Source organism: Acinetobacter sp. YH12043, assembly GCF_013419915.1.
In the GTDB taxonomy this organism is placed as follows: domain Bacteria; phylum Pseudomonadota; class Gammaproteobacteria; order Pseudomonadales; family Moraxellaceae; genus Acinetobacter.
Window position 1 is genome coordinate 1 of sequence record NZ_VOZD01000013.1, and the last position, 13,325, is coordinate 13,325.

General features: G+C 43.4%; 15 protein-coding genes. 6 read left to right on the forward strand and 9 right to left on the reverse strand.

The window, feature by feature from the left end; all coding sequences use genetic code 11:
* Nucleotides 1-387 precede the first annotated feature (387 nt).
* The 3 genes from FTU01_RS07880 to FTU01_RS07890 are packed head-to-tail and all read right to left on the reverse strand — an operon-like array spanning nt 388 to nt 3,208.
* Nucleotides 388-1,467, reverse strand: coding sequence for a DUF6670 family protein (locus FTU01_RS07880; protein ID WP_180047898.1), 1,080 nt, complete (start codon nt 1,465-1,467; stop codon nt 388-390).
* A gap of 24 nt (nt 1,468-1,491) precedes the next feature.
* Nucleotides 1,492-2,313, reverse strand: a complete 822-nt coding sequence (gene pssA, locus FTU01_RS07885; protein ID WP_005233819.1) for a CDP-diacylglycerol--serine O-phosphatidyltransferase — start codon at nt 2,311-2,313, stop codon at nt 1,492-1,494.
* A gap of 37 nt (nt 2,314-2,350) precedes the next feature.
* Nucleotides 2,351-3,208 (reverse strand): 23S rRNA (adenine(2030)-N(6))-methyltransferase RlmJ, encoded by an 858-nt coding sequence (locus FTU01_RS07890; protein WP_004786802.1) that lies wholly within the window; start codon nt 3,206-3,208, stop codon nt 2,351-2,353.
* Between the two features lie 113 nt (nt 3,209-3,321).
* Between FTU01_RS07890 and FTU01_RS07895 the strand changes: the two genes are divergently transcribed.
* A complete protein-coding gene (locus tag FTU01_RS07895; RefSeq protein ID WP_180047896.1) occupies nt 3,322-3,924 on the forward strand; it encodes a 2OG-Fe(II) oxygenase in 603 nt (200 codons plus the stop codon).
* Nucleotides 3,925-3,995: 71 nt separating this feature from the next.
* On the forward strand, nt 3,996-4,523 hold the full coding sequence (locus FTU01_RS07900; RefSeq protein ID WP_180004462.1) for a hypothetical protein: 528 nt from the start codon (nt 3,996-3,998) through the stop codon (nt 4,521-4,523).
* Nucleotides 4,524-4,594: 71 nt separating this feature from the next.
* Here FTU01_RS07900 and FTU01_RS07905 read toward each other — a convergent pair whose 3' ends face one another.
* From FTU01_RS07905 to FTU01_RS07930, 6 genes are all read right to left on the reverse strand, one after another.
* Nucleotides 4,595-4,852, reverse strand: coding sequence for a DUF2789 family protein (locus tag FTU01_RS07905; protein WP_004786809.1), 258 nt, complete (start codon nt 4,850-4,852; stop codon nt 4,595-4,597).
* A 116-nt stretch (nt 4,853-4,968) separates the two neighbouring features.
* Entirely contained in the window at nt 4,969-5,232 is a 264-nt protein-coding gene (locus tag FTU01_RS07910) for a DUF2789 family protein (protein WP_180047894.1), read from the reverse strand.
* Between the two features lie 46 nt (nt 5,233-5,278).
* Nucleotides 5,279-5,557, reverse strand: a complete 279-nt coding sequence (locus FTU01_RS07915) for a DUF2789 family protein (RefSeq protein ID WP_005233810.1) — start codon at nt 5,555-5,557, stop codon at nt 5,279-5,281.
* A gap of 175 nt (nt 5,558-5,732) precedes the next feature.
* A complete protein-coding gene (locus tag FTU01_RS07920) occupies nt 5,733-6,719 on the reverse strand; it encodes a malate dehydrogenase (RefSeq protein ID WP_004786815.1) in 987 nt (328 codons plus the stop codon).
* 172 nt (nt 6,720-6,891) lie between these two features.
* On the reverse strand, nt 6,892-7,530 hold the full coding sequence (locus tag FTU01_RS07925) for a ribonuclease I (protein ID WP_179992790.1): 639 nt from the start codon (nt 7,528-7,530) through the stop codon (nt 6,892-6,894).
* A 34-nt stretch (nt 7,531-7,564) separates the two neighbouring features.
* The gene (locus tag FTU01_RS07930) at nt 7,565-9,499 is read right to left on the reverse strand and encodes a transglycosylase SLT domain-containing protein (protein WP_373686379.1); all 1,935 of its coding nucleotides are present in this window, start codon (nt 9,497-9,499) and stop codon (nt 7,565-7,567) included.
* A gap of 334 nt (nt 9,500-9,833) precedes the next feature.
* On the opposite strand from FTU01_RS07930, the gene miaB reads away from it, so the two are divergent.
* The 4 genes from miaB to FTU01_RS07950 all read left to right on the forward strand — a co-directional run bounded on the left by miaB (nt 9,834) and on the right by FTU01_RS07950 (nt 13,315).
* Nucleotides 9,834-11,291 (forward strand): tRNA (N6-isopentenyl adenosine(37)-C2)-methylthiotransferase MiaB, encoded by a 1,458-nt coding sequence (gene miaB, locus FTU01_RS07935; protein WP_004786821.1) that lies wholly within the window; start codon nt 9,834-9,836, stop codon nt 11,289-11,291.
* Between the two features lie 38 nt (nt 11,292-11,329).
* Nucleotides 11,330-12,406 (forward strand): PhoH family protein, encoded by a 1,077-nt coding sequence (locus tag FTU01_RS07940; RefSeq protein WP_004786823.1) that lies wholly within the window; start codon nt 11,330-11,332, stop codon nt 12,404-12,406.
* Between the two features lie 34 nt (nt 12,407-12,440).
* Nucleotides 12,441-12,923 (forward strand): rRNA maturation RNase YbeY, encoded by a 483-nt coding sequence (gene ybeY / locus FTU01_RS07945; protein ID WP_166135600.1) that lies wholly within the window; start codon nt 12,441-12,443, stop codon nt 12,921-12,923.
* A 92-nt stretch (nt 12,924-13,015) separates the two neighbouring features.
* Entirely contained in the window at nt 13,016-13,315 is a 300-nt protein-coding gene (locus FTU01_RS07950) for an antibiotic biosynthesis monooxygenase (protein ID WP_166135597.1), read from the forward strand.
* Nucleotides 13,316-13,325 lie beyond the last annotated feature (10 nt).

Below are 13,325 nucleotides of genomic sequence, written 5' to 3' on the forward strand. Positions count from 1 at the left end.
TTTCTGACAAATATTTCTCAAATAAACTTCGAGTAATTTCTACCATTCAATCAATGAAAATAATTTCGATCAATCAACCAGTAAAAATCCACACAAGTTGTTCTTCATAATCTCTTAATGATCTTCTCAATGCTTCGTCAGCATCAAGCTAGGTCGGCTATATTACTCTCTATCTCTAGAAAGTCAACTAGTAATGTAAATTATTTTTAAACTTTCTTTCTAAAACCTAACTCAACCATTTCATGCTAAGTTACTGTTTTATCAGAAGTTTTAATCTTCATCACCGCCGATGGATGTGCATTATAGACCAATCCCAAGCAAGCGCAACCCCTATTTTTAAGAAAATACCTCAGTTGATTATTATTTCTACAAAAATGCCGATTTTCCCTATTTTTTGAGCATTAAAGGTACAGGATTGGCCAATGCACTTAATAATTTCTCTTTTTTATTGTGTTCCTGAAAGCGCAAGGAGCGGCAATCTATATATTCACAGTAGCCCCCTTCCCCATGCTCACTCTCCCCATTAATTCTGACTTCGTAATTAAAGCTGCCGACATAACCGGCAGCCAGACCAAATTTAAAATCTCCCCGACTTTGCCCCTGCAACCAGATCTGTGCTCCTTTGCCATCTTCATAACACCATTCAAACTCACGTGGCAGATACATCTTTTGCCCATTTGGGGTAGTCACACTCGGATAAACCCGATGCACCTTGAAATAGACCTTTTGATCGAACATTTGACTGGTCATATTTTTTAGATCACGTAAATAGATGCGTGACTGCACAATACTGTTCAGACTATCGCGAATTTGTGCCAGCAATAATTGCCGCCCTTCACTCAGGTTAATAATCTGATAGGTCAGAAAGGCTAAAGGTAAATAGGGAAAATTAAAGCTTCGTGCAAATTCAAAACTACCTAAGCTCTCGATAAGGTATTTCTGATCTTTATAATGTAAGGTACCCTGACAATAACAGAGCAAAGACCAATGATCAGCCAGTGCAAAGCGCATTTGGGTGAAGTGTGAAATCAGATTGGTCGTATGGATGCTGAGATCAAAGCTCAGTTCAGAATCAAAACGCTGTAAACGAAAATGCGGAAAGTCGCCGGTCAGTTTTTCACGATCCAGAAACTGAAACAGGCCATACTGAAACTTGCAATCCTTTTTGATTGAATAGCAATTTAATTGTCCCGCCATATGCGGACTGGTACTACAGATTACTGTGGCTGTATCCAGTGCATTGGTTTGAATAGCACTCGGGTTAGCCAACATCGGTGCATTAGGCTGACCAATAATACTCAGAAAATTAAGATAATGAAGGGGTGCAGGCAGATCAGGAAGCGTTAGGCCCTGATGAATAATTTTATATTTCTGGTTTGGCCCATGATAGGCAAGATTATGCTGGGAAACAGCAGGAGTCTGATTCAGCTGTTTCGAACGATCTAGAAAATCTTGAAGAAACTGCATCTCAAACTCCTTATTTTTATATTGTTATAAGGTACTCTGTCTTTTCGCCATGAATGTTGTAAGGAAACCAGACAAGGCATAGATGACAGAGATCACGAGAATCCCTACCGGAATATTATAAGTCATCGCTGCAAAGATAAACACCGCGATCGGCAACACGAAAAACGGTACCCGTCTACGCTCTACGGTTTTAAATGAATAGTATTTGATATTAGAAATCATCAATAAGCCAACGATTACAATAATTGCAGCATTAATGATTTGTACAGTAAAATCACGAATATCAAACACAGCCGGGAAGTCCAATCCTACCCAGACCAGTGAAATAATAATGACGGCTGCTAATGGACTCGCAACGCCAATAAAGTAGCGTTTGTCCACCACTCCAATCTGAACGTTAAAGCGGGCTAGACGGAAAGCTGCACAAGCCGTATAGACAAAACAAGCCGCCAGACCGATACGGCCTAAATCACTTAATCCCCAGCTATACATCAAAATAGCCGGTGCCACCCCAAATGCCAGCATATCGGATAGTGAGTCGAACTGTTCACCGAATGGACTTTGTGCCCCAATCGCACGTGCCACACGACCATCGAGACCATCAAATAAAGCTGCCAAGAAAATGGCATAAATAGCTTGCTGAAATTCGCCATTCATACTGGCAATAATCGAGTAAAAGCCTGATAACAAAGCAGCGGTTGTAATCAGGTTAGGCCACAGATAGATACCTCGACGCTTAACTCTTTGCCCTTCCTGGGTATGCTCTACCTCTTCCACCTCGAAGGTGATGCCATCAAATGGCAAATCTTTCGAAGATTCGTGTTCCGGCTTATTTGTACTTGTCATTCTTGTCGATCCTAACTATGACCCGATCTTTAAAATATTATTCGCCTACTAACCAACGAACTGCTGCATGACCGCCATTTTCCTGCATACGCAAATGCGGGAATAACCATTGCAGCGCTTCGTCTGCATCTTCAGAGAACTTCCAAGGTGGATTAATCACCAGTAAACCACAACCATTTAAACCCACTGGTGTATCATCTGGCCATACACAGATTTCACATACCAACTGACGGCGAATCCCGGTCTTGAACATTTTCTTCTCGAAACGTTCAATCATGGCACGGTCTTTAATTGGGTACCAAACTGCAAATACGCCTGTCGGCCATTTTTTATAAGCAGCAACCAGTAATTCAACCAGCTGTGGGAAGTCTTTACGCTCCAGCTCATACGGCGGATCGATCATCACCAGACCACGTTTTTCTTTCGGTGGAATGACTGCGAGCAAGCCTTCATACGCATCACGCTCATGCAAACCGGCGCGTTTGTCAAAAATGTTATGACGTAACTGCTGGAACACATCACGCTGCATTTCAAAAATGGTGGCCTTGTCAATTTCACGCATGCCTTCCAGTGCAAACCAAGGTGAACCCGGATATGCACCTTTACCAAAGTTTTCACGCATTTTCTCAACAATTTTTAAATATTGTTGTACGCCTTCTGGCGCATTACGCTTGACCGAATCATCCAGCTTGATCAGACGATGAATACCGTTCAGGAATTCCCCTGACTTTTGCGCTTCAGAGGTGGATAAATCATATTTACCTGCACCACCATGTGTATCCACATAGCGATATGGTTTATCTTTTGCATTGAGTCGAGTCAATAATTGAAGCAACAATACATGCTTCATGACATCGGCAAAGTTGCCAGCATGGTAATGGTGACGGTAATTCATGTTTCATTAATTCCTAATATCAACCGCTATTTTAACATGAAAAATAGTTTCGTTCAGACCCGATTCTTACATAGAATAGCGCGACCCCAATTTACCCTTCTAGGTGAGTTTCTATGGAAGCAGTTCAACTCCCGGCAACCTGGCCAGTTGATCAGATTATTGATGATCTAGATCAGCATGGTTTTAGCATGATCGACAATGCTTATGCCCCATCCTATGTTGAACAGCTGATTGCTGAATGTACCAGTAATCTGGAACGCTTTCGTGATGCAGCCATTCAGAATGGCGTAGTCAGCAATATCCGCAGTGATCACATTCTCTGGCTCAATGAAGATCTGGAAATTTCTAACCAGCATGTGCAAACCTTACAGGCTTTAGGTCATGAGCTGAACCGCGCTTTCTTCCTCGGCATTAAAGATGTGGAAGCCCATTTTGCCTGCTATAACGCGGGTGAGTTCTATGCCCTGCATCGCGATAATCCCCAAGGTAAAAATGGCCGGATGATTTCTGCGGTTTATTATCTGCATGATGATTGGCAAGATAACTGGGGCGGCGAACTACATCTGCAGGATAAAAATGATCAATGGCATATTATCCAGCCTAAACCAAACCGTATTGCCTTCTTCCAAAGTGATTTAATGCATGAAGTTTTAACAGCCAAACATCAACGTTTATCAATCACCGCCTGGTTAAGAAGTGATACCTGTTTGCTCTAATCCTTTTTCCACGCTTTAAATTTCAATTTTCAGCCTCATATAGCAATCATTGAGATATAAGGACTGCGTTCATGCGACCAACCCCCAAAGAGATCATTGCACGCATTGGTGAAACAGATCAGCTGTTTTTAAATGGCAATACGCCTGAGCTGGCGCTTGAACGGGCGGATCTTCGTCTGCAATTGGTGACTATTAGCCAGTTACGTCAAGAGCAGGTGCATTTCCTGCAAGAAGCGATTGTTCTGCTGGAGCAGAGCCGGATTGAATTTGAAGAAATGCCACTGGATTTGTATATCAATCTTTCTTTACACCTGGCCAAGGCCTATATGATCTACTTTGAGCTGACCAAAGAAGATCATTATGCGCTTATTACCCAGCAGATTCTAAAACCAATGACCAATTATGAGCATGCGGATATTTATTTCTTCCTGGCTTATGCATCTGCCAGTAAGAAAGAGCCTGCCATGACTCGTCACTGGCTAAATAAATACAGTAAAACGGCCCAGTTTGACCATGAACTGGTAGGCCAGCATCCGGCATTTGATGAATATCGTCAACTGGAATGGTTTATCCAGATTCTGCGTAGCCGTATGCATTAGAACAACGAAATCTGTTCCTATAAAAATGCCTCACATTGATGAGGCATTTTTTATGAATTAATTTAATTGACTCAAGCCAGACGGCGTCGATCTGCATCCAAATGCAATTGCTGATTCAGTTCATCAATCCAGATTGCCCAGTCATCATCCTGTACCAGATGGCTAATTAGCAACGAACGCTGCGCTTTATTCCAGAAAGGTGCTTCATGCAGTGACATATGAGCAGGTAGCTGATGAGTACGCACATAAAGCTCAATTGCCGCCGGGCTATTAGCCAGGCCGAGTTGAGAAAATAACATTTCTAAGGATGGTTGGTTCTTCCCGAGCATATGCCCTCCTTATATCAGATATATTGTAGTTATTTATAGGACTAACTTATAAGATAAGACAAAAAAAACCTAGTCAAAGGACTAGGTTTTGTTGTGTCTTTTTGTATAAAGAATCCTTAAGTGTTTTCAGGACCTTCTTTATCACTTTCAACATGTAAAAGCTGGTTCAATTTATCAATGATTACGATCCATTCATCATCCTGATGCCAGTGTTCGCGAAGAAAAGCGCTTTGCCCCTCATTCCAGAAATCTGCATCCGGCAAAATCACTTCTGATGGTAGCTGATGATTTTTGGTAAATTCATCAATTGATGCTTCATCAGCAGGCAAGCCTAATTGCTCAAATAATAACTCTAAAGTCACTTGCTGTTCTAATACCATTCGCTCACTCCATCATAAAAATAATCAGTTCATTGATTTGAAAATATTATTGATGCTTAGAAGAAGGCAGATCACAAGACCCACTTCCCTCTGCCTCAATATGCAACTGCTCATTGAGTACATCTACAAAAATTGCCCAGTCATCATCTTCTTTCCAGTGGCCAATCAGAAAATCATGTTGGTTTTTGGTCCAGAAAGGAGCTTTATGCAAAGGAACGTCCATCCCAATCTGGTGGGTTTTGATAAATTCATCGATGGCTTCCGGGCTTGAATCCAAGCCGAGTTGCTCAAAAAAAAGTTCCATGGTAGGTCGCTGCTCTAACATCTCAGTACCTCCTCTTTTGTTGATGATTCTTCTTATTAAACTAGATGAGCTACTCGCAAAGTTCAGTTGTCCCTCCTTCACAAGATGTTATTTTTTGTTCTTTATTTTTTAGAAATAGCGATAAAAAAGCACCCCAAATGGAGTGCTTTTCTTAACTTAATCTTAAAAGATTAAATTATTTGATCATGTCAGCAACTGCAGCGCGCTCTTCTTCAAGCTCGTTCAGTGTAACATTAATACGTTCACGGCTGAATTCGTCGATTTCAAGACCTTGAACGATTTTGTATTCACCGTTTTCAGTAGTTACAGGGAAACCGAACATTACGCCTTCAGGAATACCATAAGAACCGTCAGAAGGAATACCCATAGTTACCCATTTGCCGTTTGTGCCAAGAGCCCAATCGCGCATATGGTCGATTGCAGCGTTCGCAGCAGAAGCAGCAGAAGACAGACCACGTGCTTCGATGATCGCAGCACCACGTTTACCAACAGTTGGAAGGAATACGTCTTTGTTCCAAGCTGCATCGTTGATTTTGTCTTTCAAGCTTTCGCCGTTTACGTTAGCAAAACGGTAGTCAGCATACATTGTTGGAGAGTGGTTGCCCCAAACAGTCATGTTTTCGATGTCAGAAACTGCAACACCCGCTTTTTGAGCAAGTTGAGTTAACGCACGGTTGTGGTCAAGACGCAACATTGCTGTGAAGTTTTTCGCTGGAAGATCTGGAGCAGATTTCATTGCGATGTAAGCGTTAGTGTTTGCAGGGTTACCTACAACAAGAACTTTAACGTCACGGCTAGCAACTTCGTTCAGTGCTTGGCCTTGACCAATGAAGATTTCGCCGTTTACTTTAAGCAGGTCAGCACGTTCCATACCAGGACCACGTGGACGTGAACCAACTAATAGAGCATAGTCTGCGTCTTTGAAAGCTACTTTAGGATCATCAGTACCGATCATGCCCGCCAATAATGGGAAAGCACAGTCGTCTAGTTCCATCATTACGCCTTTAAGCGCTTGCTGAGCTTTCTCAACAGGAATTTCTAATAATTGAAGAATAACTGGTTGGTCTTTACCAAGCATTTCACCGCTTGCGATACGGAATAATAGGCTGTAACCAATTTGACCAGCAGCGCCAGTAACGGCAACGCGAACAGGTTGCTTCATGTAATTATCTCCAATTGAGAGGATCGTCATAATGATTAAATAGCTGTTCTATCTAATCTTAATAATCATAAACGGCAAAGATTGTACTCCAATCCTCTTCGAGATGCATGTAAAAGAGAATGGATTTCAACAAAAGTATGATAGGAAATATAAATTAATTTGACTAAAAAGCTTAGTATGTCCCTTTTATTGTGACAGTTTTTGGGCATGTATTAATAATGTTTGCAGGACAGCCTTTATAACCCCCATTGGCGTTATAGCAGACTTGGATGGAGGTCAGCAGGCTGGATGCGCGGGTCTGATGGCAGTTAAAGCGCAATGCTGTTGAAGGCAGTTGCGGATTGATTTTCAGAAATTTGGAACGCAGCATATCAATGGAAACGGTATGACTTTCCTGCTCGGTGAGTTCTTCAGGAACTTTCAGACGATCAGCATGATTGATCACGGTACGAAAATACTGCGTGGCATTCATCGGAATACAACCACCAATATTATGCCAGAGCAATGCGCGGGTATTTTCATCCGGCATGATACGGGCCACCACTTTAGCCTGCAAAGGCGGTAACTTCGCAGAACTGGTAGTAGTGCAATGTGTTGATGTGGTTTGAGGATAGAGACCAGAAATATTTAGGGAATAACCTTCAAGACATTTTCTTTTTTTACTGTAGGCCGGATCCAGACTGCAAAGTGCCGGTACCATCTGGATGTCCATGACATAACCCGTTGGCAATGCAAAGGCAGCTGGACTTGCTGCTAAAAATAAAAGTGCAGCCCATCCAGCAGAAATTTGAGCACCCCTTATTCCCTTGATCAACAAACTATCCTTCCCTTAGATTTTTTGAATGCTATGGTGTATTACGTAACGGAATGGCTTGCATACGCTTACCGACCGATTGTGCGCCCTGCCCCAATAAAATACCGTAATATGTCGCGTTCGTCATGACATGTTTCACATAATCTCGCGTTTCCAGTAAAGGAATGGTTTCGGTATATTGATCCGCAGCAATACTTTGGAATTCGGGTTGCCAACGGCGGGCACGGTTCGGGCCGGCATTATAACCTGCTGTAGCCAGTACTGGACTATTGCTCAATTGACGCTGAATTGTTGATAAATAGTAAGTTCCGTAACGGATATTGGTGTTCATATCAGTTAAGGCTGCCGGGTTATAGGCTTCACCCATTTGACGAGCGACCAGTTTGGCGGTGTCCGGCATGATCTGCATCAAACCGCCTGCACCCACATGAGAGCGTGCGCCGGTATTAAACCGGCTTTCCTGACGCATCAAACCATAAGCCCAGGCAGCATCAATGCCGGCATTACGGCTATGGCTCACGACATAATTCTGATGTGGCATCGGATAACGATAGTTGTAATTATGCTTGTCCGCAGTACGATCTGCTGCATAAATGGCACGGTCATACCAGCCCATATCCATCGCACGTTTGGCTGCTGCCAACAGTAAATCGTCATCTTTTCTTAAATAAGCCTGACGAACTGCCCAGTTCCATTCACGGTTAATATAATTTTCTGGCGCATTAATATTACGCAAGGCAAAAGCACGACGGAAATGAATATCTTGGTTTAGGCGTTGCATGGCCTGGCTGGATGGCTGTGCTGAATTCGGGGTAGAAGCCGTTAACTGGCCCAATCTATCCCGCGCTAGCAGGTTATGATAATCCTCGCCGACTGCCAGTTTTTTATAGATACTTTCTGCTGCCTGTTTTGAAGCGCGATCTGTGCGCTGTTCACTGGCACGTGCCAGCCAGTATTGCCAGCGGTCTTCCTGTTTCTGGTTCACGCTCATGCCATCAATGGCACGAATCAGACTTTCCCAGGCACTAAAACGAATCGCCTGACGGGCATAAATTTCGGCTTCTTCTGGACTAAATGGCAAACCATAGCTGGCATCCAGATAGTTCAGCACTTCACGGTTGAAGTTATTCTTCATTACCGTAGTGCCGCCAATATAACCAACAGTTCTGAATAGTGTTTTCTGCACTTGTACCGGCGTGCCTTCAGCAGTGCGTTTCACTATGGACATTGCTGAATCAAGATCGCTATCTGCCAGACGTCCTAAAGCATAAATCAGATAGGCATGATCAGCGGCAGTACTTTTAGGGGCTGACCATAAATAATTGGTTGGATTGGCCTGAATCGTATTGAGCTGAGCCAGAGACAGGTTAAGCCCTAAACCTTGTGCAGTGGCAATCGCTTGTCCAGACTGACCAGCACGTAATTGCACCCACAAACGCTGCTGGCGGTCTTCATTGGTCATAAGCGGACTGGATAACATCATGCGTCCCAAGCCTGTACAAGACTCAGGTTGAGAATTGGTGGTTAGCCAAACATCCTTAAACTCAGCATAAACCAGCTGATCGCCACTTTTGGCACGGACTTGTGCAACTGCACAGGCTTCAGCCGGATCGGCATTGGTGACATATTGCAGAACTGGTTGCGCAGTAGAAAAGTCAGCCATTTTGACTTTTTCTTCGACATAATCGGCTGCGAGTTTTTCTGCCATAGCCGACTGAGGATAACGTTGGGCGAAACTGATAATTTGACTGGCAGGTTGTGAGCCAAGATTCTGGTTCAGAATCCAGTATTCAGGATAATAGCCCAAGGCATCATTTTGCATGGCAGACTGATATTGCTGTAATTGTCCGACATTTCCAGCATTTGCCGCGCGTAAGGCATCATTAAATTGTTCTTCTGCTGCCTGCGCACTCATTGAACAGAGACACGCCACACTCAAGCTTAGTAATTTATAATATTTCTTCATATTTTTAGTGTGTTTAAACATCAATTTGCCTTCTATCATCGAGTTTTCGCCCAGCCCCTGTTGCCTATCATAAGAGTTAGCCGGAAAATTATAACCCACTGTATTGTTCACTTATGTAACCTTATGATTAGACAATATTAATTTTCAGACACTTTTTGTCCATAAATCAATATTTTCCCAGCCGCATTTTAGGCTATAAGTTTAAGCGACTTTCCTGCTAAAATATGCGCCTTTTAAAGATTTCAGAACGTGAATTGAATTTTTATTTACCCGTTTGTTTATGCAAGCAGGTTATTCGTTCACTCTTTCGACGTATTACCTTGTAGGAGCCTACATGACGGTTCAAACCTTCATTCCGAATGGTGCCCCAGCTGCCTCAGAAAACACTGTTACCCAGCCAGCGCACACCCCAGCCATCGATGGTTCAGTCAAAAAACTGTATATCGAAACGCAAGGGTGTCAGATGAATGAGTATGACAGTCACCGTATGGCAGATCTGCTGGGCGATTCCCACGGCTATGTGCTGACCACCGATCCTAAAGAAGCCGATATTCTGCTGATGAATACCTGCTCGATCCGTGAAAAGGCACAAGAAAAAGTATTCTCAGAATTGGGCCGCTGGCGTAAGCTGAAAGAAAAAAATCCTGACCTGATTATTGGTGTAGGTGGATGTGTGGCTTCTCAAGAAGGTGACAATATCCAGAAACGTGCCAATTATGTGGACATGATTTTTGGTCCGCAAACCCTGCACCGTTTACCGCAAATGCTGGATCAGCATTTTGAGCAGGTCGAAAAACCGAAAAAAGAAAAAATTAAACTGGTCGATATTTCGTTCCCGGACATCGAGAAATTTGACTTCCTGCCTGAACCGCGTGTTGAAGGTTATAAGGCCTTTGTTTCGATCATGGAAGGCTGTTCAAAATACTGTTCTTTCTGTGTAGTTCCATATACACGTGGCGAAGAAGTATCTCGTCCACTAGATGACGTTTTGGCTGAAATCGCAGGTCTAGCAGAAAAAGGTGTGCGTGAGATTTCGCTGCTCGGTCAGAACGTGAATGGTTATCGCGGTGAGACCTTCGACGGAAAAATCTGTACTTTTGCCGATCTGTTACGTTTGGTTGCAGAAATTCCGGGTATTGGCCGTATTCGTTATACCACTTCGCATCCACTAGAATTCAATGATGATCTGATCCAGTGCTATCGTGACCTGCCACAGATGGTGTCGCATCTGCATCTGCCGGTACAAAGCGGTTCCAATGATGTATTGCAGGCGATGAAACGTAACCACACCATTGATGTGTATATCGAGAAAATCGAAAAGTTACGTAAAGTTCGCCCAGACATGCATTTATCTTCAGACTTTATTATCGGCTTCCCGGGCGAAACCGATGAGAACTTCGAAGAAACCTATCAGTTTATTCAGGATCTGGATTTCGACCATTCTTATAGTTTTGTTTATTCCAAACGTCCGGGCACCCCTGCCGCAGAGCTGGAAGATACCACCCCTGAACAGGTGAAAAAAGAACGTCTGGCCAAAGTGCAAGACTGGATTAAACAATCCAGTATCCGTAAAACGGATGCCATGCTCGGTACAGTCCAACGTGTACTGGTTGAGAAAGTTTCTGATAAAGATCCGAACGTTCTGGTCGGTACAGCAGACAACACCCGTTATGTCACCTTTATTGGCGATGCATCGTGGGTAGGACGCTTTGCGGAGATCGAGATTACCGAAATTAAAACTTTAAATTTAGTTTACGGTGAGCTCTTGAATCTTGAGCCTGACGTGGCGTAATGTAGAGCATATAACGTACACTTCTAAAAGGAACACTCTTGACTGCAACGATTCGACGTACAGTAGCTTTTCCTGGAATTTCGATGGACCGTTTACAAGCCGTCTTAGGTGCCTATAACGGTCATTTGAAACAAATTGAACAACGTTTAGACGTCAAAATTTCCCACCGAGGTGAAAGTTTCTTTATCGATGGTGGAATCGATGCCGTTGAGAGAGCCGAAATGCTCTTGCAACGTCTTCATGAAGAATCTGAACACAGCCAGCAGATCAGTGCAGATACTTTGCATATGATGATTCAAGGTAGCCAGACCGATCGTGAACTCCAGGAGAACCTGGAAGAACAGGAACATACCGGTCTGGACAATGTCTGGCTGCAAACGCGCAAAGGCCGAATCAATCCTCGCGGTGCCAACCAGAAACGTTATGTACAGCGTATTCTGCAAAGTGATATTTCCTTTGGTATTGGTCCTGCGGGTACCGGTAAAACCTATCTCGCCGTTGCAGCCGCTGTAGATATGCTGGAGCGTAATGAAATCCAGCGTATCTTACTGGTTCGTCCTGCAGTTGAAGCGGGTGAAAAACTCGGATTCCTGCCGGGGGATTTAACCCAGAAGATCGATCCGTATTTGCGTCCCCTTTATGATGCCTTGTATGAGATGCTTGGTTTCGAAAAAGTGGCCAAGCTGATCGAACGTCAGATTATTGAAGTTGCACCGCTTGCCTATATGCGTGGTCGTACCCTGAATCATTCTTTTGTGATTCTGGACGAAGCCCAGAACACTACACCTGAACAGATGAAGATGTTCCTGACCCGTTTAGGTTTCGGTTCACGTGCAGTGATTACTGGTGACGTGACTCAGGTGGATTTACCACGAGGTCAACAGTCTGGTCTGGCACATGCCTTACGTGTGATTGATAAAATCCCTGAAATTCATATTACCCGTTTCCATTCTCGTGACGTCGTGCGTCACCAGCTGGTTCAGAAAATTGTTGAAGCCTACGAAGGCTGGGACAGTGAACAGCAGCGTTTAAGCGCTGAGGCTCGTGCTGAGCGTAAAGCCCGTCAGGAAGCCTTGATCGCTGAGAATGATGCTGCGGCTGATGCACAGCATTAAAGCTGCATTATTATTTAATTTTTAAGGATTCACGTTGAAACTTAGTCTCTCCCTGCAACAGGACTTTCAGTCACCAGAACTGGTGCTGAAACGTGCCTATATTAAAAAAGTTGTAGAAACCACTTTGCGCCATATCGGTACCCAAAGTGATTGTGAAATTGGCATTGCCTGTGTCGATAATGACGAAAGTCATAAACTCAATCTGGAATATCGCGGCAAGGATAAATCGACCAATGTCCTGTCTTTTCCAAGTGAGCTTCCAGATGAAATGGCACAGGTGCTGGATGCTTTCCCGATCGGTGATCTGGTGATTTGTATTCCAGTCGTATTGCGTGAAGCCGCTGAACAGGACAAAGCTCCACTGCTCCATTTCACCCATATGCTGGTACATGGTACTTTGCATCTGATGGGTTATGACCATGAAACTTCAGAGGAAGATGCTGAAGAAATGGAAGGCATTGAGATCGAGATTCTGGACAAACTGGGTATTGCTAATCCTTATCTGGAAAGAGATTAAAATTCAATAATTAAAAAGCGGGCTAAGGCTCGCTTTTTTTATTTTATTCACTTCATAATAAGCTCAATTTAAGAAATAAAATAAAAACCTCCATGCAATATGTCGTGATTTTCAAAGCGCAAATTAAAGAATTAGATCAGTGTTATTTTGAAACAGCCCAGCGAATGAGAGAAAGAGCCCTTTCACAATTTCATTGCCAGTATTTTGAAGCTTTAACCGAAGGTACTCAGGAAATTGCGCTTTCTTACTGGAACAGTCTTCATGATATTCGCGCCTGGCATGAAGATGCTGAACATCAGGCCGCTCAAGAGCTAGGAAAATATAGCTGGTATACATATTTCAGCGTGGAAGTCTGTGAAGTTTTACGGCGCTATGATGCACAGTTAAATTAAATACTCATCG

Excerpts from the sequence above, each read along its gene's own strand:
- FTU01_RS07880 (WP_180047898.1), bottom strand. The coding sequence starts at position 1,467 with ATGCAGTTTCTTCAAGATTTTCTAGATCGTTCGAAACAGCTGAATCAG.
- FTU01_RS07900 (WP_180004462.1), top strand. The coding sequence starts at position 3,996 with ATGCGACCAACCCCCAAAGAGATCATTGCACGCATTGGTGAAACAGAT.
- FTU01_RS07895 (WP_180047896.1), top strand. The coding sequence starts at position 3,322 with ATGGAAGCAGTTCAACTCCCGGCAACCTGGCCAGTTGATCAGATTATT.
- FTU01_RS07910 (WP_180047894.1), bottom strand. The coding sequence starts at position 5,232 with ATGGTATTAGAACAGCAAGTGACTTTAGAGTTATTATTTGAGCAATTA.
- FTU01_RS07920 (WP_004786815.1), bottom strand. The coding sequence starts at position 6,719 with ATGAAGCAACCTGTTCGCGTTGCCGTTACTGGCGCTGCTGGTCAAATT.
- FTU01_RS07890 (WP_004786802.1), bottom strand. The coding sequence starts at position 3,208 with ATGAATTACCGTCACCATTACCATGCTGGCAACTTTGCCGATGTCATG.
- miaB (WP_004786821.1), top strand. The coding sequence starts at position 9,834 with ATGACGGTTCAAACCTTCATTCCGAATGGTGCCCCAGCTGCCTCAGAA.
- pssA (WP_005233819.1), bottom strand. The coding sequence starts at position 2,313 with ATGACAAGTACAAATAAGCCGGAACACGAATCTTCGAAAGATTTGCCA.
- FTU01_RS07915 (WP_005233810.1), bottom strand. The coding sequence starts at position 5,557 with ATGTTAGAGCAGCGACCTACCATGGAACTTTTTTTTGAGCAACTCGGC.
- FTU01_RS07905 (WP_004786809.1), bottom strand. The coding sequence starts at position 4,852 with ATGCTCGGGAAGAACCAACCATCCTTAGAAATGTTATTTTCTCAACTC.
- FTU01_RS07950 (WP_166135597.1), top strand. The coding sequence starts at position 13,016 with ATGCAATATGTCGTGATTTTCAAAGCGCAAATTAAAGAATTAGATCAG.
- FTU01_RS07930 (WP_373686379.1), bottom strand. The coding sequence starts at position 9,499 with ATGAAGAAATATTATAAATTACTAAGCTTGAGTGTGGCGTGTCTCTGT.